The sequence below is a fragment of the Shewanella sp. FeAMO genome, from assembly GCF_053653955.1.
Genome location: NZ_CM132201.1, coordinates 4044034 through 4069819, shown reverse-complemented (window position 1 = coordinate 4069819; position 25786 = coordinate 4044034). Strand labels below are relative to the sequence as shown.

Here is a 25786-nt window from a genome sequence, read left to right as displayed (position 1 = left end):
GAAAATGTCTGATAAAAGTCATATTTTGGAGAGATTATCGCGTTCGCTGCCGGGGTTTGTCTAATTATTCGCTACTAACTACCCGGATTTGGGAATTGTCTGATAGAGGTGGGGTGGTCAAAAAAGGTACATCATGGCCGAGTCTGAAGCTAACCCTGGTTGAAATCCAAGGTGAGGAGTTCACCGTGAGTTGCCTTGAAAGTGCTTCGAAAAAGAAGTGAGTAAAGAAAGATATTAATCAATAGAAAGAAGCTGAAACTTCAGTAGGATGATGGTTGAAATGAAATCCGGGTAAAGCAAAAGCTGCGCCGATAGCCAAGCAATACTGGCTGCTATCGGCGCTTGTTGATCAGTTTTCTGCCAGCGTTTGATAGGGGACGTCGCTGGCTGGGCTGTTGTCAGTTTGCTGATCAAGACGGCTTATTCTGACTTCGGCTATCTGATGCTGATTCATCGCCGTTACCTCAAAGCGCCAGGGCATCAGAGTCAGTACGCTACCTGCTTCCGGGATCCGGCCAAAGCGTGCCAGCAGCATGCCCGCCAGGGTGACGTACTCGTGATTATGGCTCTCGAGTTCATCGCAGCCCAGTAGCTTCTCCAACTGATGCAGATTTATGCTGCCGCGAGCGCGCCAACCATCCCCATCGATGCGGATCTCTTCGGCCTCGTCTTCCTGGGGCAGTTCGCCGACTATGGCTTCGAGAATGTCGTGGCCGGTGACCAGTCCCAATAGGGCACCGAATTCGTCTGTCACCAGTGCCATGTCGGCCTTGGCGCGTTTCAGCTCTTCCAACAAACGGAACACGCTAATGCTTTTCGGCACTATCACCGGCTTGTGGCCGGGGCGCAGACTCTGCAGCGGCTGTTGTTGTTCTATGGCTGCCAGCAACTCCTTGGCACTGACCAGTGCCACGACCTTGTCTATGTCGCCGTCACACAGGGGATACTGGCTGAAACTGTCGCCATGCAATTGCTGTTTTATCTGCTCGGGGCTGTGGCTGAGGTTAATCCAGCTTATTTCGGCCCGCGGCGTCATAATGCTCTTGATGCTGCGCTCGGCCAGAGTCAGCACCTCGCCGACCATGTTGCGTTCATCTTCGGCAAAGCACTTGCTCAAGGCGCGCTCAGTTTCGGGCACCTCTTCATCTTCTTCAATTTCCTCAAACTGTTTCTTGCCGCCCATCAGCTTGAAGATGGCGTTGGCCGTCCTGTCCCTCAAGGGTTTACGGGCCTCACGTTGTTCGAACCTGCGTTGCCCCAACTGGTTGAAGAACTCGATCATGATGGAGAAACCTATGGCGGCATATAGATAACCTTTGGGAATATGGAAACCAAAGCCTTCGGCTACCAGGCTGAAACCTATCATCAGCAGGAAACTGAGACAGAGCACCACCACGGTTGGATGGGCGTTGACAAAGCGGGTCAGCGGTTTGGAGGCCAGTAACATCACTGTCATGGCCACCACTACGGCTGTCATCATCACCCAGAGTTCATCCACCATGCCGACCGCGGTAATAATGGAGTCGATGGAGAATACCGCATCCAGCACCAGTATTTGGGTAACAACTATGCCAAAACTTGCGTAGGCGACTTTCTGGCCAATTTCCGGCTCTTTGGACTCCAGCCGTTCATGCAGTTCACTGGTGGCCTTGAACAGCAGGAACAGACCACCGGATATCAGGATCAGATCCCGTCCGGAAAAACTGAAGTCTGCAAGGCTGAACAGAGGTTGGTTGAGGGTGACCAGCCAGGACACCACGGCCAACAGGCCAAGGCGCATCAACAGGGCCAGCGACAGACCTATGACCCGGGCCTTGTCTCTTTGATGTTGAGGGAGTTTTTTAACCAGAATGGCAATAAATACCAGGTTGTCTATGCCGAGAACTATCTCGAGGATGATAAGAGTAAAGAGTCCGATCCATATGTGTGGGTCGAGCAAAAGTTCCATAGTGGTGAACCAAGGGCCTCAAAGTGGGTTTAACTTGGGCCTATTGCAGCACAAATTGGGCGGAATGCTGAATTAATTATGGTTAATCCTTTGCTGGCGCAGCAGTGCTTGAACGAGTGTCAAAAAACTGCCTTGGAGTCATAAAATTTACGTATTGTGTATTATTTAAAAACTTGATTATAAAGGTTTTATCTTTCCTGGCCAGACTTTAGAATTAACCCAAAATAACAAATGGGAAACATCTGTGATGGCAAGAAAAAAGCCCCTGTTGCTGCACTCGATATTACTGGGTAGTTTACTGCTTGGCGCTTGCGGCGGTGGTGATGATGAAAGTGGTGCCGGGTCAAGCGACGATAATCTGCAGCCGCCTGCCGGCGTCAACCAAGCGCCTAAGGGTGACGATATTCAGCTGGCTTATGACAGCTCGCTGCAGAGTATTGCGGTCAACTGGCAAGGTTATGTGTCAGATCCCGATGGCGATCCCTTGCAGGCCAGCATTGCCGAGCAGGGCAAGCTGGGGCAGTTCAGTCTCGATGGCGATATGCTGAGCTACAAAGCAGATAAAGATGCCAAGGGCAGCGATCAAGGGCTATTGCAGGTTAGTGATGGCCGTGGTGGCAGCGTCAGCCTCAAGTTGGCAGTTTTTGGTGTGGACGGTCAAAGCCCTCTGGAGCGGGCGCTGGCAAGTGGTGATGCAAGCGGGCTGGACCCGGATACTCTGCTTGAGGCGATTGCCGCACAGATAACGCAGCTGCGCTCGAATGAGCAAGCCCTGCGGCAAAGGGTATTTGCCGATACGGCGCTGGCCTATGCACCAGGCAACCGAACTCAATTGTTCAATATCATCGAGCCGGAAATGGCCACACCTCTGCTGCGTGCCAACACGGGTCAGGTCTTGGCCGTCGCCGGCGAGCAGCATACCGGGCGCTTTGCGGCCTTTGGTACCCATCTGTTTGCCCGTTTCCATGCCGGTGAACTCACCGCCATGGAGCCAGCCAATGACAATCTGCTGGCTTGGTTGCTGAACAGAGCGCAAGCGGCAGAACTGCAGCAACCATTGACCGTGTCCTTGAGCTTTCTTGGTGGTCAGGAGAGTGCCAGTCGCAGTTGGTTGCAAGGGCGGTTTCCCAATTGGACCATCAAAAGTTGTAATCAGGTCGCTACTTTGGAAGCCTGTATCGCCGATGCCCAGTTGTTAATCAGTGGCTGGCGCGCGGCCGATATCGATGCCGGGCAGATAGCCGGCGTCTATTCCCGGGCGCTGGCATCGGGCAAGGCACTCTATTATCAGCACAACTGGTATGAAGCGACCAATGCGGTGGCCGACGCCATTGCCGGAACCATGGGGGTCAGTTTGCCCTATGGCGGTAACTTCTGGGCCAGCGCCGCTGCCGATTGGTCTTCGGCCACGGCCATGGCGGCCGCTTTCCCACTGCTTGGCGGTGAGCAGCGCCTGACACAGCACTTTATTGATGATGACTTCAACTTTGACTGGTCCGGCTGTGAAACCTATGTGGGTAAAGTGAGCTGTGACAAGGTCAACGGCTTTGAATCTGAGTTCCTTGCCGGTGCCAGAGCGCTTAAAAACTCACTCAATCAACTGGATAGTCGTGGTCAGGTGTTGTTCGGCAACGAGGGGCGCAGGCTGCTGAAACTCTTTGTGTTGCTGGGCGATCTTTACCGTGCCGACATAGCTTATCCCATGGATAAGGAAACCACGCCGCAAGGGCGTTTTCTGGCGGCCTACCTGGCCGACCACTTGGCGCTGTATTTGAGGGGGAATAATCCAGCGCAGCCGGATTTGGGCAATTTCAGCGATCCTTTGCCGCAAACGCTGACTCTTGAAAACGTCAGCCTGGAAATGGCACTGGGCAAAGAGAGTGGTTATCGCGGCAGCGGTTTTTACTTGTTGCCCGGCCAGAGTGTGCGTCTCGAGCGTAAAGACACACTGCCGCTGACGGTCAAGGCCTTTATCAATACCCAGAGAACCGGCTCAACCCGGGAATTCAATAACCAGGGATACCAGCGCCCAAAATTTTTGCGCTCGGTCGAGCTGACCCTGAAACCCGGGCAACCTCTGACCCTGAGTAGCCCTTATGGCGGGACTTTGATGCTGCAACTGCCAGCCGGTGAGGGCGTGGTGAGTGTTGAAGCGCAAAATGTACTGGCCTATCCCTACCTCAAGGATTTCAACCAAGCGAGTGGCTATTTGACGGCGCTTGAAACCAGCCCGCTGAGCTGGGCCGGGCTGCGTACCGACTTTGTCGAAATTAACTCCCGCAAGCATATGATGAAACAGTTCATCTATGCCGAGCCTTACCGCGGCGATGTGGAGCAGGCCCTGAATGATGTTTGGCGCTACATGATCAAGGGGACCTATGATCTGGCCGGCTTCAGTGGCGAAGGGCTGACGTTGGCACCCAGCGTGGCCGCCCGCTGCGCCCTGCTGGGGTGGGATTGCCAAAATGAACAGATCCATGCCAAACCCAAGGTACAGCACATCAATGTCGATGAGGCGGCACACTGCGGTGGCGGTTGCTCGGGTAACCCCTATGATCAAGCCTGGGTGTTGAGCCCCTTCGGCTGGGGCGAGAGTCACGAGATAGGCCACAATCTGCAGCGTAACCGGCTGAAAATCTATGGTGGCCGCTCCGGTGAAGTCTCCAATAATATTTTCCCTCTGTACAAGGGCTGGCAACGCTTTAAAGATAGTGGTGAGCGGATCGCCAGCTGCGATCGCCAGTCGCCTCAAACCACTTTCGAGTGGCTGAAACAGGCGCAAAACAGCAGCGATCCTGTGACCTCTGTCTACGACAAGCTCTGGAGTCAGACCGGCACCTATGACAACGCCGGGCCCAGACTGGATTTCTATCTGCAGCTGGCGGCATTGGCCGAAGAGCATGCAGGTTTGGACAACGGCTGGCAGATTTTCACCTTGCTCTATCTGCATGAGCGTCTGTTCAGCCATGCGATTGCCGACGCTGCTCGCTGGGGCGAGATGAGGGATGCATTGGGCATGAGCAGTTATATCGATGCCCCGAACCTGGATGGCAACGACTTCATGCTGCTCAGCCTGTCGAAGTTGCTGCAACTGGATATGCGTCCCTGGTTCGATCTCTGGGGTGTGCGCTATCAGGCCCAGGCCGCCAACCAGGTAGCTGCCTATGGTTACCCGGCCGCCGAAGCAGTGTTCTATCGTCTTTCGAGCCAATGTGCTGAGCTGGCGGTGCCCAAGCTCACTCTGGATGCCAACTGGTAACTGAGAGGAAAGGGCGCTTCGGCGCTCTTTCCCCATTGCCGACAGCACTGTAATTGAGGCGTGATTCAGCCGCGGCTTTTTCCCTCAAGCACTTTGAAGCACACTAAAAATCAGGCATAGTGCACTCTGGTCATTTGCTCGATACTCAAGGATGACTGTGAGAACTTTCCTTTCTCGATTAGGATGTTGTAGCCAATGAGTTTGTCTGTTTATCAGTTGAAATCCCGCTTTCAGGGCCTACTGAGGCCACTGGTTACCCGTCTGTATCGGCGCGGCGTCAGCGCCAATCAAGTCACGGTATTGGCGGCGCTGGGTTCTATACTGCTGGGAACCCTGTTGCTTATCTGGCCTCATCCTTGGCTCTTTGCCCTCATCCCGGTGTGGATGCTGAAAAGAATGGCGCTCAATGCCATAGATGGCATGTTGGCCCGCGAGTTTGGGCAGCAATCCCGTCTCGGCGCCTATCTCAATGAGCTCGCCGATATTGTTTCGGATGCGATACTCTATCTGCCTTTTGCCTTGCTAGGTGGTGTGGAACCTGCACTGGTGATCGCCCTGACCTTGCTGGCCGTTGCCAGTGAATACGCCGGGGTGCTAGGCCTGATGGTGGGGGCAGAGCGCCGCTATGATGGCCCCATGGGCAAGAGCGATCGCGCGTTTGTCTTCGGTATTCTGGGGCTGGCCGTCGCCTTGGGTTGGTTGACGCCATTCTGGCTCAATTTGATCCTGTCATTGGTTCTCCTGTTACTCTGCCTGACCATATTCAACCGGGTAAAATCCGGTTTGAAGCAGGGCGAGAGCGCAAGTTAAGTTGTTTATCAAAGGAATGAAATATATGGATAATGCCGCAAGGGTACCCGAGGAACACTTTTTTACTACCCATGATGGATTCCAGCTGTTTTATCGTTTCTGGCCGGCGCTGGAAACCAATGAGCAAGAGGATCCCGGGGCCGTGTTGTTGTTTCACCGTGGCCATGAACACGGTGGCAGGATGGCGCACCTGGTGGATGAACTGGCGCTGCCTGAGCAGGCTTTTTTCGCCTGGGATGCCCGTGGTCATGGGCAATCACCGGGCGCCAGAGGCGACAGTCCCTCCTTCGGTACCAGTGTCCGCGACATTCAGACCTTTGTGGAACACATAGAGCGCAAACATGGTTTCAGCCAAGAGCAGCTGTGTGTGGTGGCCCAAAGTGTCGGCGCCGTGCTGGCCAGCACCTGGGTGCATGACTATGCGCCTTCTATTCGTGCGCTGGTGCTGGCGTCGCCGGCCTTCAGCGTCAAACTCTATGTGCCCTTTGCTATCCCTGGGCTCAAGTTGATGAGGAGCCTCAAGGGCAACTTTTTCGTCAACAGCTATGTTAAGGCCAAGCTGTTGACCCATGACCCAGCCAGACAATACAGCTTTGAGACAGACCCACTGATCGCCAGGCCGATCTCGGTCAATGTGTTGTTGGGACTCTATGATGCCGCCGAAAGGGTGGTGGCCAATGCCCAGGCGATTACTGTACCGACTCAGGTACTGATCTCGGGCGCCGATTATGTGGTTCGGCGCAAGCCGCAGCAGCAGTTTTTTGAGCGTTTGGGTTCCCAGCGTAAAGAATTGCACCTGCTGCCCGGGTTTTACCATGACACCCTGGGAGAGCTGGACCGGGCTGACCCGATAGCCAGGATTAGACGCTTCCTGCGGGCCAATATCGCCTCGCCGCAGGTGGCAGTGAATTTGTTGCAGCAAGATAAATTCGGCCCGAGCTGCGCCGAAAGTGAATCGCTCGCCGCCCCTCTGCCCGAGGCTTCCTGGCAGGCCAAATACTGGCAAGCCACCCGCGCAGTGATGAAGCTGGGGGAGAAATACTCAGAGGGCATCGCTCTGGGGTTCGAGCGCGGCTTCGATTCGGGCAGTACCCTGGACTATGTCTATCGCAACACACCCTCCGGCAAGGGGGAGTTTGGCCGCTTTGTCGACAAACAATATCTCAATGCCATTGGCTGGCGCGGCATACGCCAGCGTAAACGCCATATCGAAGAGTTGCTGGCGCAGGCGCTGTCGACGCTGAGAAAGGAAGAAAAGCCGCTGCATTTGATGGATGTGGCCGCCGGACATGGCCGCTATCTGCTGGAGAGCCTGGCAAATAGCGATATCAAGCCCGATTCTGTGCTGCTGCGTGATTACAGTGATATCAATATCCGCGACGGCCGCGCCCTCATCGATGAGCTTGGCCTCAGTGACATAGTGCGCTTTGAAAAGGGCGATGCCTTCGACTTTGATTCGCTGGCGGCGGTCGAGCCCAAGCCAACCCTGGCGGTAGTCTCCGGCCTTTACGAGCTGTTTGGTGACAATGAGATGGTGTCCCGCTCCCTGGCGGGTATCGCCGCGGCGCTGGCGCCCGGAGGCCTGCTTATCTACACGGGCCAGCCCTGGCATCCGCAGCTGGAATTCATCGGCCGGGCCCTGACCAGCCACAGAGATGGTCAGCCTTGGGTGATGCGTCGCCGCAGTCAGCAGGAGATGGATCAACTGACCAAAGCCAACGGCTTTCACAAGTTGACTCAAAGAGTGGATGAGTGGGGCATATTTACCGTGTCCATGGCGCGTAAGGCCGACTGATGCCTGAGTTGCCCGCCCGTCGACGCGAGGTCGGCACCATTCGCCGGGGCCTGCTTTGGCTGGCCTTGTTGGCACCGTTTTTCTTTGCCAGCTATGGTTTTGCCAATTGGTATGCCTCGCAGCAAAGTGAGGTTCCCAGTCTGGTGTTTTCCTGGGAGCACGCCATTCCGCTTTGGCCCTGGACCATAGTGCCTTACTGGTCGATAGATCTTCTCTACGGCCTGGCGTTTCTGCTCCCCCTCAGCCGCAAGGGGATAGACAGACTGGGGCTCAGGCTGCTGAGCGTACAGCTTCTGTGTATCGGCTGTTTTCTCATCTGGCCACTTAAATTCAGTTTTGAGCGCCCGCCGCTCGACGGCGTTTTTGGTGGTTTGTTTGATCTCCTGATGGGGTTTGATAAGCCTTTTAATCAGGCGCCCTCTTTGCACATCGCCCTCTTGGTGGTGCTCTGGAGTGAATACAGTCAGCGGGCCAAGGGCGCCTGGCGTTATCTGCTCCACGGCTGGTTTGCCTTGATTGGCCTGTCTGTGCTGACTACCTGGCAACATCATTTTATCGACCTACCCACAGGGCTGGCGGCCGGTCTGTTCTGCCTCTGGCTGTGGCCGCGACATTCGTTCAGCCGCTTGAGTTTGGCGAAGGAACCCCGCAGGCTCAAGCTGGCAGCGGCTTATGGCGTGGGCGCCGTCTTGCTGCTGCTCGCGGCCTTGCTCTGGCCCATGAGTCTCCTTGGCATGCTGCTGTTTTGGCTGGCCTTGGCGCTGGTCATGGTGGCGCTCAATTATCTCCTGTTTGCCGCCGCGGGTTTTCAAAAGAGTGAGCTGGGCCATCCCAGCTTCGCCAGTCGCTGGCTGTTGTTACCTTATCGTTTGTTTGCCTGGCTCAATATTCGTTTCTGGACCGGTGGCCAGGTGGCGGCGCAAGAGGTGCTGCCCGGGGTTTGGCTCGGGCGCATGCCCACCATGAGTGAAGCGCAGCAATATGATGCGATATTGGATCTCTGCGCCGAGTTGCCCTTTCCCTATTCGGGCAAGGCCTTGCTGACACCCGCTCGGGGGATGACCGAAGGCAAGCTCAAATGGTATCAGCCCATGCCCATGCTGGATTTATGCTTGCCGGATGAACAGGACTGCCTGGAAGCGGTCAGGCGGCTCGAGTGTTTGCGCACCTCAGGTACTCTACTGGTATGTTGCGCCTTGGGTTATGGCCGTAGCGCCTTGGTATTGGCAGCCTGGTTGCTGCTGAGCGGTCGGGCCGGCAGTGCCCTGGATGCCGCAAAGATGATTGCCGCCGTTAGGCCCAAGGTGGTTTTCAAGCCAGAAACTCTGGCTTACCTAGAGCGGCTCAAGTCCGGTTTTTGCCCACCCGAGGTGCAACATGCCTGAGTCGCAGCAGCGGGATCTGGCAAAATTGGTGGCCACTTTATTGGGCAATGCCGCGCCGCTGCGCTGGTTCAGTGCGGTTTTGATGTTGGCACCTTTGCTGCTTCTCTGGGGCGGCAAGCTTCAGGGATGGCCGGAACTGCTCAGCGCCCTGTTGATGGTGCTTTTCGGACTGGCCGGACAGTATTTTGGCCTCAGAGTGGCGCTGGATGCCAAGCTGTTTGCCGCCCTGGCAGGGGAGCATTCCTGCGAACGTCTGGATCACAGCATGCAGCAGCTCGGCTGGCTTAAAGAAGAACAGGCCGGTCGCAGTATGCTGCAGCGCGCCCAAGGGGCGCAGGCGCTGCTAAAGCGTCTGTTCCTCTGCTTTGCCGGGCAGGCCGCGGCGCTGGTGTTGTTACTCGTCTGGCGCTTTTTCCTGTAAGAGGAGTTTACCCTTATCTATGGATACCCTAATCGGCTGGCTCGCGGGATTGACTGCCTTTGGGATCACCTCGGCGGCCAGGTTGGTCACCGGTGCCCGCGCCCTGTGGCTTGGTTGCCGCGCCAATCACAATCAGCGGCTCTACTTTGCCAATCACAGCAGTCACGGTGACTTTGTGTTGCTGTGGGCATCACTGCCTGCCTTGCTGAGACGCAAGACACGTCCGGTTGCCGGCGCCGAGTATTGGCAGAAGACGGCGCTGAGGCGCTTTATTATTCAGCGGGTATTCAATGCCGTGCTTATTCCAAGAGAGAGCCATGGTGAGGGCAATCCCTTGGCGCCGGTGGAAAAGGCGCTGGCCGAGGGCGACTCGCTGATCTTCTTCCCGGAAGGAACCCGTAATCTGAGCGAGGCGCCATTGTTGCCGTTCAAGAGTGGAATCTATCATCTGGCACACTCGCGCCCGGATCTGGAGCTGATCCCCGTGTGGATTGCCAACCTCAATCGCGCCATGCCCAAGGGGCGTTATCTGCCGTTGCCGCTGCTCTGCACTTTGAGTTTTGGTACGCCTATCAAGCTGCAGCCGCAGGAAACCAAGGTGGCCTTTCTCGAGCGTTTGCGTTTGGCACTATTGGCAATGTCACGGGAGGAAGTATGAACCAGACACTGTGGTTGTTTGCCGGTATTGGCCTACTGCTGGTGGTAGCGACCCTGATAGGTCGTTTGCTGGCCTGGCGTAAGGGCAACAACGCCGTTATTGCCAATCTCAATGCCAGAATCGATGCCTGGTGGATGATGGTGTTGGCCATAGGTATCGCTTTCCTGTTCGGGCTCTATGGGGTGATATTGCTGTTTGCCCTGGTATCTTTCTATGCGCTCAGGGAGTTTTTAACCCTGACACCGACCCGGGCCAGCGATTATCCGGCCCTGGTCGCCGCCTTCTATTTTGCCTTGCCGGTGCAGTATCTGCTTATTGCCATCCATTGGTACGGCATGTTCAGTATCTTTATTCCCGTGTATCTGTTCCTGCTGATGCCGATTCTGGCAGCACTTGGCGGCGATACTACACGTTACCTTGAGCGTACCGCCAAGGTGCAGTGGGGGCTGATGATAGCCGTTTATTGTGTCTCGTCGGTGCCGGCGCTGATGACCTTGAAGATAGAGGGCTATGAAGGGCGTAACTTGCTGCTGATTGCCTGGCTCATTCTGGTAGTGCAACTCTCCGACGTGCTGCAGTATTGCTGTGGCAAGCTGTTTGGCAAACGCAAGGTGGCACCCAAGCTGTCGCCCTCCAAGACCCTGGAAGGCCTGGTCGGTGGGGTATTGCTGGCGACGCTGGTGGGTACCTCGCTGTTCTGGATCACCCCATTCACCCCCTGGCAGGCGGCAATCATAGCTTTACTGGTGAACCTGCTCGGCTTTGCCGGGGGACTGGTGATGTCGGCCATCAAGCGTGACCGCGGCGTCAAGGATTGGGGCCATATGATAGAGGGCCACGGCGGCATGCTGGATCGCATGGATTCTGTCTGTTTTGCCGCGCCGGTTTTCTTCCATGTGGTGCGCTATTGGTGGGTGTGACCTTTCTATAAAGTCGAAGACTCATAGCGGATAAATGCGCTTTTTGTTGTTATTTGTCGGCAGTAAGCTGGGGCTATTCCAAAGTGAAGGAGCCCAATGATGAAAATATTGCAAATACTGCCGGCGCAACCCACCTCTGACGGCGATGGGGTCAATATCAGCCGGGTCGCCGATTTTCAGGCTCTGGCGTTGGATCCCTATCTGATGCTGGATGAGATCCGCTCCGACGATGAACGCGATTATCTCGGCGGTTTTCCGCCGCATCCCCACCGCGGTATGGAAACTTTTACTTATATCCGCAAGGGCGGCTTTGAGCACAGGGATCAACTGGGCAATGTCCGCGCCATCCGCGAAGGCAAGGTGCAGTGGATGAGTACCGGCCGCGGTGTGGTCCACTCCGAAATGCCGCTGGCCGATGCCAAAGAGGGGCTGCATGGCTTTCAGATCTGGCTCAATATGCCGGCCAAGGACAAGATGCGGCCGCCCAGGTATCAGGACAGCGCAGCCGATGAACACCAACAGCTTGAAACTGACGGCGCCAGCCTGAGACTGCTGGCCGGTGACTGGCGTTTCGCCGGTACTGAAGCCAGTGCTCCCTTGACCGGGTTGGCCGGCGATGCGGCGATTGCCGATTTGACGCTGGCGCCTGATGCCCAAGCCGAGTTGGATCTCAGTCATCTGGGGCGACTGGCGCTCTATCTGCACAGTGGTGAATTGCAACTGCCGGATGGCAAACAACTGGCCGCCGGTAATATGTTGCTGCTCGACAGTCGTTATCCTCTCGAGCTGCAAGCCGGTTTCAAGGGCGCGGGGCTGCTCATTCTGGCCGGTAACCCCATTGGTGAGGCCGTGGTGCAGATGGGGCCTTTTGTGATGAATACCCAGGCGGAGATCCTGCAGGCCATTCGTGACTACCAAAACGGTGATTTCGGTGAGATCCCATCCGGTTCCGTTTAACTGACATAGGCAACAGACGGCTGCTTTGCTGTGGCCGCCTCTTGCTTTTTTCCGCCTAAACAGCACATCAGTGCTGACACAAATGTAAATTTTTAAGATTTTTTCGTTAAAAAGTCATTTGGAATACGGTGCGGTTAACCTGTGATAGGTTTTGCCCAACCCCACCTTTGATTGATTTTAAAGGTTAGCCTGGGCCTTATTGTTTGCTCCTTTCTCAAAAAGTTACCAAAAGTTAAACCTGTGACGCTTTTTACAAAACATTCTTATTACCTTGGCTGAATTTTGGCTATCTTGTCGGGAAATATTTTGCCTGTAACAATTATGAGAATCATTCTCATTAGTCAGGTTTTATATGCAATACCCCGCACCTTCTGCTGTGGCTTTGGCTGTGGCAGCCGTACTCTTTTGCGCCGCATCCGGCGCCGAAACGCTAAATAAGCAAGCGCCCTCTTCGAATGAGTCGCCCGAAACCAGCGCGGTTGTGACAGTCAAAGACAGAGCCGATAACGGTTTGGATGGCAAAAGCACTCTGGATGAGCAGATGATCCGCCGTACCCCTTCGGCCGATGGCAACTTGAGCGACTTGGTCAAATCCAACCCTGCGGTGCGCCTGGAGGGGCTGGATGAAGGGTTTAGTGGCGGTGAAATCAAACCGTCGAAGATCTCCATCTATGGCGCCGAGTCTGAACAGACGGCGTTTCTTATTGATGGCATCAATATCAACAACGATCTGGATCCCAGCTCAGGCCTGTTTGACGGCAGTGTCGGGGTCTTGCCGGGGATGAGCTCAGAGCAGGCCTATTTTTTCGATGCCGCCATGCTGGCCGGGATCACCGTTTATGACAACAATGTGCCGGCCAGCCTGGGGGGCTTTACCGGCGGGGCCGTAGTGGCCGATACCCTGAGCTATAACGGCGTCAACGGCGGCCAGCTGCTTTACCGTACCAGCCGCAGCAGTTGGACCAGCCAGAAGGTTGATCCCAACATTAATGAGTTTTTGCAGCAGGCCAGGCCCGAAGGGGGTAAGGCCATCTATCAGCCCGATTTTGTTAAACACAGTTATTCGGGGCAGTGGCAGCAGGGGATTAACGACGAGCTGGGCATGGTGCTGGCCTTTGGTCAACGCCGCTCCAGCATTCGCCAGAGCCGGATCATGGATGCAGAAGGTACGGTTGATTCTCAGGATCAGAGCCGCAGATCGGACAACCTGTTGTTGAATCTGGCCTGGACGCCGGATCCCCTGACCCGAATCGACTGGGACTGGCGTTATTCGGCCTACCGTGAAGGCCTGTTTATGGGCGAGAACATAGACAATGACTTTGAAGACAGCCACTCGGCACTGGGGTCGACCCTGAGTCTGGAGCGGGAGTTCAGCCTGGGAAGTCTGTCCCTCAAGGCGGCCTACGACAGCTTTGAGGATGAGCGTCACTCCCAGAGTGATACCGTGCTGGTGATCAGTGATGCCGATAGCGGGCTGGATTACCAGAAGGGGGGCTATGGCGACAGTCGTCTCAAGCAGCGAAATCTGCAACTGCTGGCCGATGTCAGCTTCAAACGCCTCTATTGGGGCGATGTCAATCACAGCCTGGAAACCGGCTTGAGTTTCCAGCAGACCGACTATGATTTTTACCGCCCAAGGGAGGTCAATCAGGAGATCCGCTTGATAATGTCGGGCATGGAGATGCCGCTCGATGAACAAACCGTATTGGCCGGCAGCATAGACACCCGCCACCGCAACTCGGCGGCTTATCTGCAGGACACCATCAAATTCGGCGCCTGGCAATTCCGCCCCGGGTTGAGGCTTGAGCATGATGACTACCTGAATAATCTCAACCTGGCGCCGCGGCTGGCACTCAACTGGGATGTCGTCGAGGGCACCCGGGTGGATATCGGGCTTAACCGTTACTATGGCCGCTCTTTCGCTTCGATGAAGCTGGCGGATGAAATACTTAAACTCAGCCAGGATCACACCCGCAGATACGAAAGCATCAAGGATCTGAAAACCCCCTTCTCCGATGAGTTGACCCTGGCGCTGCACCAGAATCTGGGCAATTTAAGCCTGAGTGGTCGCTATACCCTGAGGGACTATCGCGATCGGCTGGTGACCCATAGAAGCCAGGTAGGCAGCGTCAAGGTGGACGACTATCGCAATGGCGAAGACTACAAGGTTCATGTCTACACCCTGCAACTGAATAACATAGCGCCGCTGACCTTAGGTGCCAGTCAATGGGAGTGGTCGCTGGCGGCCGATTGGCTGGAGACAGATCGCAACGATCTGGATAAGGCGATGAACCCGGATGAGGCGGTGATGCTTGATGGCGCCATGATGAGCCGTCGCCAGATGGAGCAGAAGGTCAACTCATCCCAGGAAGAGTGGATGGTGCGTCTTGGGTTGGATATGGAGTTACCGGCCTGGAATATCACCTGGGGCAACAAGCTTTATGTCAAGGCGCCGGTACGGGGATATGAGTCGGTAAACAGCCAGGCGGCGCTGGAGATGTACCGCAGCTATGACTTCGGCAGTCACACCCAGTGGGATAGCCGTATTCGCTGGGAGCCGCAGGCGCTGGGCGGTGAGGTCTATCTGCAGCTGGATATCAACAATGTGCTCAACCAGGTACGCCAGTATAGCCTCAAGGCCAACCAGAACGGCGAATACGGCCTCTATACCCCAGGGCGTCAGTTCTGGCTGGAAGTGGGTTATCGCTTCTAAACCCTGAGTGGTGGTGACGGGCAGCTTCACCGGAAGCTGCTTTTTTGTTGAGTTCTGGAAATCCTGAGATGATTGTTAAAACACGATTCGGCCGCCTGATGATGGCGGCGATGGCTTGCCTGCTGGCGGCCTGTCAAACCAGCGATATGCTGCCTCTGAACAGTGATCCTGACTTGGTTCAGGGCCGGCTGGAAAATGGCTTTCGCTATTATCTGGCCCCCAACGATGCCCCGGCCAAACGCGTGTATCTGCGTTTGGTGGTCAACGCCGGTTCCATGCATGAAGATGACGACCAAAGGGGAGTGGCCCATATGGTCGAGCATATGGCCTTTAACGGCAGCAAGCACTTTAAGGGCAACAGCGTCATCAGCGCGCTGGAGGATGCCGGGCTGAAGTTTGGCATAGATGTCAATGCCTTCACTGACTTTGAAAATACCGTCTATCTGCTCAATCTGCCGGATAACCGGCCGCAGACTCTGGAGCTGGCGCTTAGAATTATTGCCGACTGGGCGGCAGAGGTGAGCATTGCCCGCGACGATCTCGATGCCGAGCGTGGCATAGTGCTGGAGGAGTGGCGGGCAAGGCTTGGGCCTATGCTGCGCTTGGGGGATAAAAAGTCTGCCATCGAAATGGCCGGTTCCCGTTATGCGGCGCGCGATCCAATCGGCGATCCCGAAACCATACGCCAGGTATCCGGTAAGCGGGTGGCCGACTTTTATCGCCGCTGGTATCGGCCGGATAATATGGCGCTGGTGGCGAGCGGTGATATAGATGTCGCCAAGTTCAAGGCCATGGTCGAGCAATATCTGGGAGCCATGCCTGCGGCCACTACACCGCTGGAAACCGTGGACTTTGGCATACCGCTGCAAGATGGCCTGAGGGCCGCCAAGGTGCATGAAGTCGGCGCCGAAGAGCCGGCGCTGGAGCTGAGCTTTTTCTCGCCGCTTGAGCCGGATTATTCGCGGGCCGGTTATCGCCGCGAGCTGGCCGAGCAGATAGCCGGGCGTATGCTGAATCTGCGTCTGCAGCAGTGGGAGAAGCAACATCAAGACTGGCTGCTGTCGGGCGCTTTCTTCTCCTCGGCCATCGGCCGTGAGACCAGGCAGAGCATTTTCACCTTGCAGCTCAAGAAGGGTGAGTACCATAGCGCCGCCAGTGCACTGTTTGATCTTCTGGCCACCCTCAAGCAGCATGGTTTCAGCGATAAGGCCGTGGCTTCCCAGCTGAAACGCCAACTGAAATTGGAACAGCGCCGCGCCGATAAGGCGGTTTACAGCATAGATATTGCCGGCGACCTGGTCACTACCGCTGCCAATCTCGACCCCTGGTTGAGCTATAAAGACAGAGCCCGGCTCAACCTGGAGCTGATTGGCTCGCTGACGACCGAGGATATCAATCAGGCGCTGGCGCGTTTAACGGCGCCAAGTTCCCGCTTATTGCTGCAGACTCTTGGGGCCGGGGAGATATCGGCACTGACGAGTGCTGAAGCCAATGCATTATGGCAGCAGAGTATGAGCAGGCAGCACAGCGACTTTGAAGCCGGGCAACAGACCGCTGAGATGCCCGAGTTCAAGGCCGAGGCCGGCAGCAGTCGCTTTATCGGTGAAGCCGCCGATGGACGCCTGAAGGAGTATCGACTCAGCAACGGGTTGCGTCTGGTATTCAGCCAATCTGATCTCAACCCGGGTGAAGTGCACTTCAAGGCCTTGACTGTCGGGGGGATGGGCAGTCTGGCGCCTTCGGAGGCGCAAAAGCTGCGTCTGGCGGTGAACCTGGCAGATGAGTTCGGCGCCGGTGAGGTGCCGCAGCAGGCGATCGACCACTATGACAGCGACTATCCTCTGGTGCTTTCCAGTTTGCTGGACGGCCAGACGCAAGGCTTTTCCGGCTGGGCCCACAGGGATGATCTGGCGGCGTTGTTGCAGCTGTTTCGCTTCAAGTTGCAACAGGTACAGTTTGCATCGAATGCCTTGAAGCACTGGCGCGAAGAGTATCAGGCGACCCGGGCACAATATGCCAATGACCCTGGGGAACAGTTTGCCCGCACCATAGATGCCAGGCGCTACCCCGGAGTGCCGACGGTTTACAACCCGGATCCCGAGTTGCTGACGACCCTGACCGAGGATGAGCTGCTGGCCGATTATCGCCGTCACATGCTGGGTAATACCGACTTTATTCTGTTCTTTGTCGGCGATATCGACGAGGCACGCCTCATTCACTTAGCCGAGCAGTATCTGGCGGGGATTGAGGTAAAAAGGGAGGCGCGCAAGCAATACCAAATTCGGCCGGCGACCCCAAAGGAACGTCTGCAGATGCCTGTCTCCGGTGAGCCCAGAGCCGAAACAGAAGTCTATCTAACTTCCTATCCGCAGCCTTGGTCAGCAAAGCAAGCTTATCAGTTGTCGTTCATGGGGGAGCTTATTCAGGAGCAGCTCAGGCTCAAACTCAGGGAGGAGGCCAGCGGCGTTTATGGGGTAACCGCTTGGTTCTGGCAGGAGCCGGGGGAAGATTTCAGCTCGGGCCGTATCAGCTTCAGCAGCGATCCGGAGCGGGTCGATGAACTGATCCAGCAACTGCATCTGGTGCTCAAGCGGATGACTGATGAGGGCGTATCGCCCCATTCGCTGGAAAATAAGCGCCGTCAACGTCAGGACAGGCTGCAGCGGGAGCTTAAATCCAATCTCGGTTGGCTGGAGGCGGTCGGCCAAAGCTATATGGCAGTGGGTGGGCCGCAGCAGATAGGGCAAAAAGCTCGCTTCAATGAGGAGGTCACAGCCGCTGAGCTGAATAGCCTGCTTAAGCAGTTTATCCGGCAAAGCCGGGTCTTTGAGGCCGTGATGCTGCCGGCAAGCGAGTAAAACTCAGGCAAAAAAGTGCCACCCCCGGGGTGGCGCTTTTTTGAGAGTTGGAAAGTGGGTGAGTAAGAAGTGATAGAGCGTTGGCGAAACTTTAGATCTTGCCTCTGAGCTTGGCCAGCACATCTTTTTGTTTTAACTGGCTCATGGCCAAGTAGGCCACAGGCACCACAAACAGCGAGAAGAAGGTGCCCATCAACAAGCCACCCACCAAGACCAGGCCTATGTTTATCCGTCCAAGAGAGCCGGGGCCAGAGGCTATGGCCAATGGGATGGCGCTGAGGATCATCGCCAGCGAGGTCATCAAAATAGGACGCAGCCTTGAGCGGGCGCTGGCCATGGCGGCATCGAGGGCGCTTTTGCCGGCCTGGCGCTGCTTATTGGCGAACTCGACCAGCAAGATCCCGTGTTTGGTCACCAGGCCTACCAGAGTCAACAAACCTATCTGGGAATAGATATTCATACTCTGGCCAAAGAGGTTGAGAGTCAGCAAGGCTCCCACCAGACACAGGGGCACAGTGAGGAGAATGATCAAGGGATCGACAAAGCTCTCAAACTGCGCCGCCAGGATCAGATAGATAAACACCAAAGCCAGCAAAAACAGTGACTGAGTGCCTGCCTGGGAGTCCATCAGTTCTTTGATTATGCCGTTGTAGGCATAGCCCTGTGATGGAGCCAGCAGCGACGGCAGTTGCTCATCCAGCCAGAGTTTGATCTCTCCCGGGGAGTAACCCGGCATAAGATCGGCGCTGATTAGGGCGGCGTCGCGACCCATAAAGGTCTTGATATTCGACTCAGCGGTTGCCTGCTTTATGGTGACAAATTGCGACAGCGGCAGCGCCTCACCCGATTCAGAGGTGACATACAGCTTACTGAGCACATTGAAGTCGCCCAGCATCTCCAGGTTAACCTGAACCTGGATAGGGTAGGTGAAGCCGTCGTCCGAGTGCAGATCGGCGGCTTTGACCGAGCCTAAAAAGGTCGACAGCGCATTGGTTACATCGCTGTAGCTGGCACCGGAAAGGATCACCGCATTGCGATCTATGCTGAGATCGAAGCGTGGCAAGTCCCTGAGGGTCGAGTTGTTGATATTGGTCAGACCGGGATAGCCCTCCAGCAGCTTAACCACCTTCTCGGCGGTGTGGGCCAAGGCATCTTTGTCTCTGTCCAGCGTCATCAACTGCAGTTGCAGATTGGTGGGGATATTCAAGCCGTCGGCGGAGCGAACACTGAACGACATGTTGTAGGCCGACACCTGCTGTTTGGCTTTGGCTATCAGTTGATCTATCACTTCGGCGGCGGTGTCGCTGCGTTCTCCCCAAGGTTTCAGCAACACATGGTTGACCGGGCCGCCTTCGATATAAGCCAGATTGGCGGCTACATTGGGGTTGTCATCCATAACGCTGTTAAGCTCGGCGTTGTGATTCAGGTGATATTGGCGGCCAACGCCGGTGGGGCCCTTGGCGCTGGCGTCAATAAAGCCGCTGTCTTCTGTGGGCAGCAGTACCTTGGGCATGTACCAATAGAGTACGCCACCCGAAACGACCAGCAGCAAGGCGATTCCGGCCAACAGACGCTTACGGTTGAACCAGAGCTCCAGTTCCTGGCTGTAGCGCTCAATCAAACGCTCCAGCCCCAACTCGACCCGCTGAAACCAGGCCGGATGTTTGTGGCTTTGCTGAATCAAATAGGCACTCATCATGGGCGAGAGGGTCAAGGCCACCACCCCTGAGATGATCACCGCCGCCGCCAGAGTGAAGGAAAACTGGCGGAACAGATCGGCCGTCAGTCCGGACATCAAACCTATCGGCAGATAAACGGCAGCCAGTGTCAATGTCATGGCTATGATGGGAAAGATGATCTCCTGGCTGCCCTTGATTGCAGCGTTAAAAGGCGTTTCACCTTTTTCTATATGGCGGTAGCAGTTTTCCACCACTACGATGGCGTCGTCCACCACCAGACCTATGGCGAGGATGATTGCCAATATGGTCAGTACATTGATACTGAACCCCAGCCAGGCCATAACGGCAAATACCCCTATGACACAGACGGGAATGGTGATAATCGGAATCGAAGCGGCTCTGAGTGAGCCGAGAAACAGCACCACAATCAGGGACACCAGCACTATGGCTTCCAGTAAGGTAGAGAAACCCTCTTCGATAGAGGCTTGAATGAAGTCGGCTTGGTTATAGACCAACTGCATCTTGAGACCGGCCGGCAACTGGTGTTGCATCCTGTCGATTTCGGCACGTATGGTTTGTGCCACTGTCACAGGGTTGGCGTTGGCCAGCGGCAGTATTTGCAGCGACATCGCCTGATGTCCGCCAATGCTCAAAAGGCTGGGCCGCAGGTTCTCTTCGCCCATCACGACATTGGCGATATCCTTCACCCGGATAATTTTGTCGTTATCGACCCGGATCACCAGATCGCGAATATCTTCTATGTTTTCAACCTGGCTGAGTGGGTTGATGGAGAAGTCGCGGGACTTGCCCACTATGGTGCCCGAGGTAAAAGTGGCGTTGTAGGTGCTCAGGGTGGCCACCACATCGGCGGCCTTGATATTGAGCGCCTTCATCTGATCCGGGTTTAGCCAAACCCTGGCGGCGCGCTGTGAGCCGCCATAGGGACCCCATACGGCGCCCACACCGGACAGATGTTTGAATTGAGGTACAAGTTGCTGGCTGATGTAATCATACATCTGCTGCTTGGTCATACCGCCCTCGTTGACAAAGCTGATGATATTGCTGGCGGAATGGGTCGCCGACACGTCATCTGTCACTCTGGGCTTGTCTATCATGCTTTGGGGAAAGTCGTTGATGGCTTCAACGCTGGAGCGCAGCTTGTTCATCAAATTGGTGTATTCGATGTCATCTATCTCTTTGCTGAAGTTGATGGACAGAGTGCAACTGCCTTCCTGACAGTCGGTGGTCATGGTATCGACCTTATCCAGCCCGGAGGCGGCGTCGATAAGCTTATCAGCGACATTCTCGGACATGAATTCGGCGCTGGCGCCATTGATGGATGCGCTGACCGAAGCCGAGTGAGTGTTGTAGTCAGGGAAGTATTGAATCGGCAATTTGCCGAAAGACACCAGGCCGATCAGCACTATCATTATGCTGATCACCGAGGCGAAAATTGGGTGGCGAATACAGATTTCCGGCAGGCGCATCAGAGTTGGTCCTCTTCGGTGGCCAATAAGGCATTGGTCAGGACTCTGACTTCACCTCCCTCTTGCAGGTTCTGCATGCCTGTTCGCACCACAGTATCTGAGTTTTGCAGCCCCGACTTGATGATGACATAACCGTCATTGGTGTTGCGCCCAAGTGACACAGGGCGCTTGCTGACTTTGTCGCCTTGCAGTACCCAGACAAAGCGTTCTTCATTATTGGCAATGATGGAATTTTGTGGCACCAACAAGTGCTTGATCCCCTTGCTGAATATCTGCTTTACGTTGGCAAACATTCCGGGAGCCAAGGCCTGATCCGGGTTGCTCAGTTGCGCATGAACCTCCACCCGGCCCGAACTCTCATCGACTGCCGGCGCCACATAGCTGACCAGCCCTTTGAACTCGCGTCCCTTGTAGGCCTCCACTGTGAGATGCACCTCCTGACCGCGCTGCGCCTTGCCGAACTCGACTTGGCTGATGGCAAAATGCACTTCAACCGGATCCAAGCGGTACAGGGTTACCAGAGGTGTCTCTGCGGTTATTTGGGCACCGATAGAGGGAGTAAAGGAAGTTAATTGGCCATCGAAGGGGGCGATGAGGCTGTAATCGGCGAGGGTGGCCTGTTTCTGTTTGAAATCGGCGGCGGCCAGTTGCACATTTTCTTCCAGCTCATCCACATCTTGTTTTGACAGTGAATCCGGCTCTTTGGCTAGCAGGCCTCTGACTCGTTCCAGTTTGGTTTTCGCCAGAGCCAGCGTGCTGCGGGCCTTGTCGACATCGGCTTGCGCCTTGACACTGTCGAGCTCGGCAATCAAGTCACCCTGTTTGACCATGTCTCCGTTTTTGAAGTGGATCGCCGTGAGTTTGGCGCTGGCGTTGAAACTGAGGGCCACAGAGTCGATAGCCCGAATTTTACCGACTTCGTTGGCGACATCTCTAAAGGATGCCTGTTTCACCGCTTCTACGGTTACCGGAGGGGGTTGAACCTCCTGCGCCGAGAGTGATAGGGAAATTGGCAGACAAAAGATCAGTAACCAAAGACTGGAGCCTGAAAGTGTTTTCATAAACGCCCTGTATCATGGATTAAGCGGTAAGCAATTCAGTTTACCTTAATCAGGATCCAGGGCATTCCGACAATTTAAGGCATTGGTGATCTATCTTTGTGATTTTTGATCCCAATAGAGATTTTCAGGCACTAATTTGCCTGAATGTAGCACCCAGGACGCGCAGCTGTGGCAGCCTTGCAACCTGAGTGTTAAATCAGCTTTGCAATATCTTGAGTGGCAGTCCCAGCATGTCATCACCGCTGCCGGCCAGATGCCAGATAACCGCCACCAGCGCCGCCACTGTCAGTAGATACCAGACAATGGAAAACACTTGCCCATACCTGTCCAGCGGTAACAGATGACTGTGATGACGCTGTTTCCACTCAAACAGAATCTCGACGCTGCCTATCAACAACAGGAACCCCAGCAGTGCCAGCCCCAGACTGTAGCTGATAAATACCCCTATGGCAGCACCCAGAATACAGACGATAAGGCCGATGGCGCTGTTCATCGAAAAGCTGATGCTCTTGAGAATATGCCCGCCATCTAGCGGCAAAATAGGCAACAGGTTGAACAGGTTGAGCAAGGCGTTGAAGGCCGCCAGACCGGCAAAGAAGGGATTGCCTGTGATCCAGTAGACAACGAGTGCCGCCAGGGACATCAACAGGCCAAAGGTTGGCCCCATGATGGAGATCACCACGTCTTGCCAACGGGTGTTGATCTTCTCATCGGACAAGGCCAGGCCGCCCATGAAGGGGATGAGGTAGATACCCTTGGTCTTCATGCCAAAATATTTCATCGCTCGGATATGGCCGTACTCGTGAAACACCAGGCAGGCAATCAGAGCCAGGGCAAACTGCAGGGAAAACAGCCAGGAGTAGGCGGCAATACTGGCTCCTGCCAGGACGACCTTGATCACCTTGGCGCTCTTGAGCAGTTTGAAGCCCAGAGACACCAGCCCCACCAGACTCAGTTTCTGCTGTTTTACCGGCGCTATGTCCGGTGTTTGCCGCTCAATATCTTTGCTATTGCGGCTGCCTTCAATAGTGACTTGCTCATCGATGAGCAAGCGATAGCTCAGCTCAAAGGGTTGCCAGTTGAGCTGGGTTTCCAGGCATACCTTGATGCTGCTGCCATCGGCGCGACTGAGGCTGAACTCATGGCTGCCAATGCCTTGGTCATCGGCGCTGGCGGCTTGTTGTGAGACTAATTGGTTATCCCAAAAAAGTTGCTGCCAACCCGCCATGGAACCTTCCAGCCTCAGGGGCTTCCCTAAGCAATCTATTTTCAGAAGTTGCAAATCTATGACTCCGGTGAGAGAAAACGCGCCGATTATACCCATGGGCACCGGGCTTTGTCAGGGAAGGTGCGAACATGTCCGTGGGGGCTTTGCATCGGCTTACAGGTTTGGATACAAGGCGCAGTTTGCAGTAAATGGCCCAAGTCCTTTGCCAGAACGCCTTAGAGACTGTCTAGATAACGCACCATCTCCAGTCCTTGGGGAAAAGTGATAAAGGCTAACTTGGCAACGCAGCAACTGCCGAGCGCGGCGGCGTGCTTTTGCACCAACAGCTTGAGATCTGTGAGTTCGAGCTGCGTATGGCTCGGGCCTATTTGTGGCAATGAGGCCAGTACAGGTTCGTCACAGCGAATGGCCGGAAGTATGGGATAACATAAGCCGCCGGAATCTATCAGTTGATCGCCCTGGCAACTCAGGTGTTGATTCAGGCAGATATATTCCAGCCAGTCTCTTTCATTCTCGAGATACACCAGTTCGTCCGAATCTGCCGGTTTCAGAATGGCGGGCCAGGCTGGCTGTGTCATAGGGGCTCCAGGAATAAGCTGTCCCCAACACCATATCACAACGGCCTGGCGTTGCGATTAATTATCCCGCGTAGAACCGAGGCCCGGTTTAATATCAGCCGCGGCTGCTGTAGTCGAAATGGATTTCTCCATTTTGGTTTTGAACTACACAGGGGCCATGTTCCCTCTGGGTGCGGTGCTGCGCCGGGCCTATGTGAATTTCCACATTGGAGTAGATATGCTTCAGGGCTTCGACAAAGTAATGGCGATAGTAGCCTTCGGTTTCCGCCTTCAGCAGCTCGAGTTCGGTTTCTTCCCGCACTCGCTCATCATCGACACGGTGTTTCTCTTCCAGCATCATTTTGACCTGCTCGACCATGGCTGGATCTGCCTGCCATTCGCTCTTGGGTGGCAGTTTTCTCAGTCTGGCTTCCATATCCAAACCGGCTACCACCAAAACCCGGACACTTTCTTCCAGATCTTTGAGGTTTTGGCGGTACTCTCCCAAACGCATGGCGCAGAAGAGATCTGTCTTGGTATCCGCTGTAGCGCCTATGGCGACGGCCTTGATGCCTTTTTCCGCCTTGGCAATTCCTCCCACCAGATCTCCGCGGCGGCCGTTGGCGTCGCTGACTGTGAGTTTACTGTCGGTACGGCTATTGCTGTGCAGCAGCTGCTTGGTCACCAGGATATCGCCCTGGCATTGGAGATCGGAATATTGCACAAACTGGGCCGATATCTGCCCCTTGGCTCTGATTTGGGTCGACAACTCATTGGCGCGGATCTGCCTGCCTATGATGCCCTTGCTGACGGTTACATCCCCTTCGGCCATCAAGGATGCCGAGTCGACAAAACCCATTACAGTGATATCGCCACTGCTCTTGACCTGCATCCCCTCGTGGACGTCGCCACTGATAAGGATACTGCCCTTGAAGTCGACATTGCCGTAGCCCACGTCCACATCTTTTATCTGCAATACATCATCTACCTGCATGCCGTTGCGGACTTCCACCGGCTGACCGGCAACCGTGGCGATAAGCTTGTTGCTGTCTTTGGCGCTGAACTCTGTACCTTTGCCGGCCACCATCTCCAGATCTTTCCCCGGCTTGGCCGGCAATACTTCGCCGAAGACATTGTATCCTGGGGTTCCTTGAGTGGCGGGGATCCTTTCCATCAAGAGATCGCCGGCATTGACCATGATGACTGCGCCCAGGTTACGCATGTCCACTGTGCCATCCTCCCGCTCCTGTGGGTGCAGCAGACGCTCACGGGCCAGGGGCACTTTGCGATCCAATCTGGCATGGTTGCCGTTCACCGCCGCCTTGCCACAGGCAATAGTGCCTTCTATGGTTTCGCCCGGTTTACTCTGCTTCAGGCGTTTGAGCATGGTTTCTATCTTGATTTTCGACAGTCCCATGCAGATCTTCTCTTCTTTCAGGCGGCGAAGAATGTCCGGCAGGGTGATCTCTTTACCGCCCCAGGCGGCAGTGAGGGTCATACCGGCTTGCATCTTATCTTTACTGGGCTGGAGTGATATCTGGCCGTCACGGCGCTCGGCTATCTGAAAGAACTGCTCGAACTGACCATCTTCTTCGGCGTAAAGCTTATTGACGTCCTTGACGGCTTTGGCGATTTGACTGTCCAGCGGACAGAGATTGGCGAAGTCTGGTAGGGCCAACAGATGACGTATGGCTTCCTCGGTCACGGGGCCATGGGTTTTGGGGATGAGCCTCAGCTCGGCAAATTGCTTATTGCTGCTGAGTTCAACGAGATCCGGCGCCAGCATATTAAAGTTATCCAGGTTAGTTATACCCTTCCTTTTCGAAGTTTAAACATCGAGTACCAAGCTGTTTGTTGACGCCATAACTATGCTATGGCGAGACAACAGGCGCGTATCGACTGAATCAACTCCTGTACGGAATGGTACTATTATTATTTTCCCGACTGCTGTTGAGTATAGCAACATAAGCTCGCCAAAATGAAGCCTGTTGTTAACATATTATTAGCAGTTGCTCAAAAGATAATAGCCCTGAATACTTATAAAAATCTT

General features: G+C 55.2%; 16 protein-coding genes. 10 read left to right on the top strand and 6 right to left on the bottom strand.

What is annotated here, in order from left to right:
* Positions 1-349: 349 nt before the first annotated feature.
* On the bottom strand, positions 350-1948 hold the full coding sequence (locus ACWAU4_RS18265; RefSeq protein ID WP_107005093.1) for a TerC family protein: 1599 nt from the start codon (positions 1946-1948) through the stop codon (positions 350-352).
* Positions 1949-2195: 247 nt separating this feature from the next.
* Between ACWAU4_RS18265 and ACWAU4_RS18260 the strand changes: the two genes are divergently transcribed.
* The 10 genes from ACWAU4_RS18260 to ACWAU4_RS18215 all read left to right on the top strand — a co-directional run bounded on the left by ACWAU4_RS18260 (position 2196) and on the right by ACWAU4_RS18215 (position 17724).
* Positions 2196-5207, top strand: coding sequence for an ImpA family metalloprotease (locus tag ACWAU4_RS18260; RefSeq protein ID WP_243756886.1), 3012 nt, complete (start codon positions 2196-2198; stop codon positions 5205-5207).
* Positions 5208-5402: 195 nt separating this feature from the next.
* Complete coding sequence (locus tag ACWAU4_RS18255) at positions 5403-6017, top strand: CDP-alcohol phosphatidyltransferase family protein (RefSeq protein WP_187575012.1); 615 nt, start codon at positions 5403-5405, stop codon at positions 6015-6017.
* A gap of 25 nt (positions 6018-6042) precedes the next feature.
* Positions 6043-7812, top strand: a complete 1770-nt coding sequence (locus tag ACWAU4_RS18250) for a bifunctional alpha/beta hydrolase/class I SAM-dependent methyltransferase (RefSeq protein ID WP_145839215.1) — start codon at positions 6043-6045, stop codon at positions 7810-7812.
* Complete coding sequence (locus ACWAU4_RS18245; RefSeq protein WP_167716479.1) at positions 7812-9197, top strand: phosphatase PAP2/dual specificity phosphatase family protein; 1386 nt, start codon at positions 7812-7814, stop codon at positions 9195-9197. Before ACWAU4_RS18250 ends, ACWAU4_RS18245 begins: the two co-directional genes overlap by 1 nt.
* A complete protein-coding gene (locus ACWAU4_RS18240; RefSeq protein ID WP_025008902.1) occupies positions 9190-9618 on the top strand; it encodes a hypothetical protein in 429 nt (142 codons plus the stop codon). Before ACWAU4_RS18245 ends, ACWAU4_RS18240 begins: the two co-directional genes overlap by 8 nt.
* 19 nt (positions 9619-9637) lie before the next feature.
* Positions 9638-10276: a lysophospholipid acyltransferase family protein gene (locus tag ACWAU4_RS18235; protein ID WP_025889733.1), complete on the top strand. Its 639-nt coding sequence runs from the start codon at positions 9638-9640 to the stop codon at positions 10274-10276.
* Positions 10273-11196, top strand: coding sequence for a phosphatidate cytidylyltransferase (locus ACWAU4_RS18230; protein ID WP_025008904.1), 924 nt, complete (start codon positions 10273-10275; stop codon positions 11194-11196). The genes ACWAU4_RS18235 and ACWAU4_RS18230 overlap by 4 nt, the downstream gene beginning before the upstream one ends.
* Before the next feature lie 99 nt (positions 11197-11295).
* The gene (locus tag ACWAU4_RS18225; protein WP_045283031.1) at positions 11296-12153 is read left to right on the top strand and encodes a pirin family protein; all 858 of its coding nucleotides are present in this window, start codon (positions 11296-11298) and stop codon (positions 12151-12153) included.
* Positions 12154-12505: 352 nt separating this feature from the next.
* Entirely contained in the window at positions 12506-14866 is a 2361-nt protein-coding gene (locus tag ACWAU4_RS18220) for a TonB-dependent receptor plug domain-containing protein (protein WP_208125079.1), read from the top strand.
* A 68-nt stretch (positions 14867-14934) separates the two neighbouring features.
* The gene (locus ACWAU4_RS18215; protein ID WP_208125078.1) at positions 14935-17724 is read left to right on the top strand and encodes a M16 family metallopeptidase; all 2790 of its coding nucleotides are present in this window, start codon (positions 14935-14937) and stop codon (positions 17722-17724) included.
* Between the two features lie 91 nt (positions 17725-17815).
* Here ACWAU4_RS18215 and ACWAU4_RS18210 read toward each other — a convergent pair whose 3' ends face one another.
* From ACWAU4_RS18210 to ACWAU4_RS18190, 5 genes are all read right to left on the bottom strand, one after another.
* Positions 17816-20890, bottom strand: a complete 3075-nt coding sequence (locus ACWAU4_RS18210; protein WP_208125077.1) for an efflux RND transporter permease subunit — start codon at positions 20888-20890, stop codon at positions 17816-17818.
* The gene (locus tag ACWAU4_RS18205; RefSeq protein WP_208125076.1) at positions 20890-21951 is read right to left on the bottom strand and encodes an efflux RND transporter periplasmic adaptor subunit; all 1062 of its coding nucleotides are present in this window, start codon (positions 21949-21951) and stop codon (positions 20890-20892) included. Before ACWAU4_RS18205 ends, ACWAU4_RS18210 begins: the two co-directional genes overlap by 1 nt.
* Positions 21952-22147: 196 nt before the next feature.
* Positions 22148-23275 (bottom strand): site-2 protease family protein, encoded by a 1128-nt coding sequence (locus ACWAU4_RS18200; RefSeq protein ID WP_186295213.1) that lies wholly within the window; start codon positions 23273-23275, stop codon positions 22148-22150.
* Positions 23276-23394: 119 nt separating this feature from the next.
* Complete coding sequence (locus ACWAU4_RS18195; protein WP_025008910.1) at positions 23395-23757, bottom strand: DUF4144 family protein; 363 nt, start codon at positions 23755-23757, stop codon at positions 23395-23397.
* Positions 23758-23851: 94 nt separating this feature from the next.
* Positions 23852-25522 (bottom strand): DUF342 domain-containing protein, encoded by a 1671-nt coding sequence (locus ACWAU4_RS18190; RefSeq protein ID WP_208125075.1) that lies wholly within the window; start codon positions 25520-25522, stop codon positions 23852-23854.
* Positions 25523-25786 lie beyond the last annotated feature (264 nt).

What these genes read in the sequence shown, in the direction of transcription:
- ACWAU4_RS18195 (WP_025008910.1), bottom strand. Translation starts at nt 23,757, where the DNA reads ATGACACAGCCAGCCTGGCCCGCCATTCTGAAACCGGCAGATTCGGAC.
- ACWAU4_RS18200 (WP_186295213.1), bottom strand. Translation starts at nt 23,275, where the DNA reads ATGGGTATAATCGGCGCGTTTTCTCTCACCGGAGTCATAGATTTGCAA.
- ACWAU4_RS18250 (WP_145839215.1), top strand. Translation starts at nt 6,043, where the DNA reads ATGGATAATGCCGCAAGGGTACCCGAGGAACACTTTTTTACTACCCAT.
- ACWAU4_RS18265 (WP_107005093.1), bottom strand. Translation starts at nt 1,948, where the DNA reads ATGGAACTTTTGCTCGACCCACACATATGGATCGGACTCTTTACTCTT.
- ACWAU4_RS18220 (WP_208125079.1), top strand. Translation starts at nt 12,506, where the DNA reads ATGCAATACCCCGCACCTTCTGCTGTGGCTTTGGCTGTGGCAGCCGTA.
- ACWAU4_RS18240 (WP_025008902.1), top strand. Translation starts at nt 9,190, where the DNA reads ATGCCTGAGTCGCAGCAGCGGGATCTGGCAAAATTGGTGGCCACTTTA.
- ACWAU4_RS18190 (WP_208125075.1), bottom strand. Translation starts at nt 25,522, where the DNA reads ATGCTGGCGCCGGATCTCGTTGAACTCAGCAGCAATAAGCAATTTGCC.
- ACWAU4_RS18215 (WP_208125078.1), top strand. Translation starts at nt 14,935, where the DNA reads ATGATTGTTAAAACACGATTCGGCCGCCTGATGATGGCGGCGATGGCT.
- ACWAU4_RS18255 (WP_187575012.1), top strand. Translation starts at nt 5,403, where the DNA reads ATGAGTTTGTCTGTTTATCAGTTGAAATCCCGCTTTCAGGGCCTACTG.
- ACWAU4_RS18230 (WP_025008904.1), top strand. Translation starts at nt 10,273, where the DNA reads ATGAACCAGACACTGTGGTTGTTTGCCGGTATTGGCCTACTGCTGGTG.
- ACWAU4_RS18210 (WP_208125077.1), bottom strand. Translation starts at nt 20,890, where the DNA reads ATGCGCCTGCCGGAAATCTGTATTCGCCACCCAATTTTCGCCTCGGTG.
- ACWAU4_RS18245 (WP_167716479.1), top strand. Translation starts at nt 7,812, where the DNA reads ATGCCTGAGTTGCCCGCCCGTCGACGCGAGGTCGGCACCATTCGCCGG.
- ACWAU4_RS18205 (WP_208125076.1), bottom strand. Translation starts at nt 21,951, where the DNA reads ATGAAAACACTTTCAGGCTCCAGTCTTTGGTTACTGATCTTTTGTCTG.
- ACWAU4_RS18235 (WP_025889733.1), top strand. Translation starts at nt 9,638, where the DNA reads ATGGATACCCTAATCGGCTGGCTCGCGGGATTGACTGCCTTTGGGATC.
- ACWAU4_RS18225 (WP_045283031.1), top strand. Translation starts at nt 11,296, where the DNA reads ATGAAAATATTGCAAATACTGCCGGCGCAACCCACCTCTGACGGCGAT.
- ACWAU4_RS18260 (WP_243756886.1), top strand. Translation starts at nt 2,196, where the DNA reads ATGGCAAGAAAAAAGCCCCTGTTGCTGCACTCGATATTACTGGGTAGT.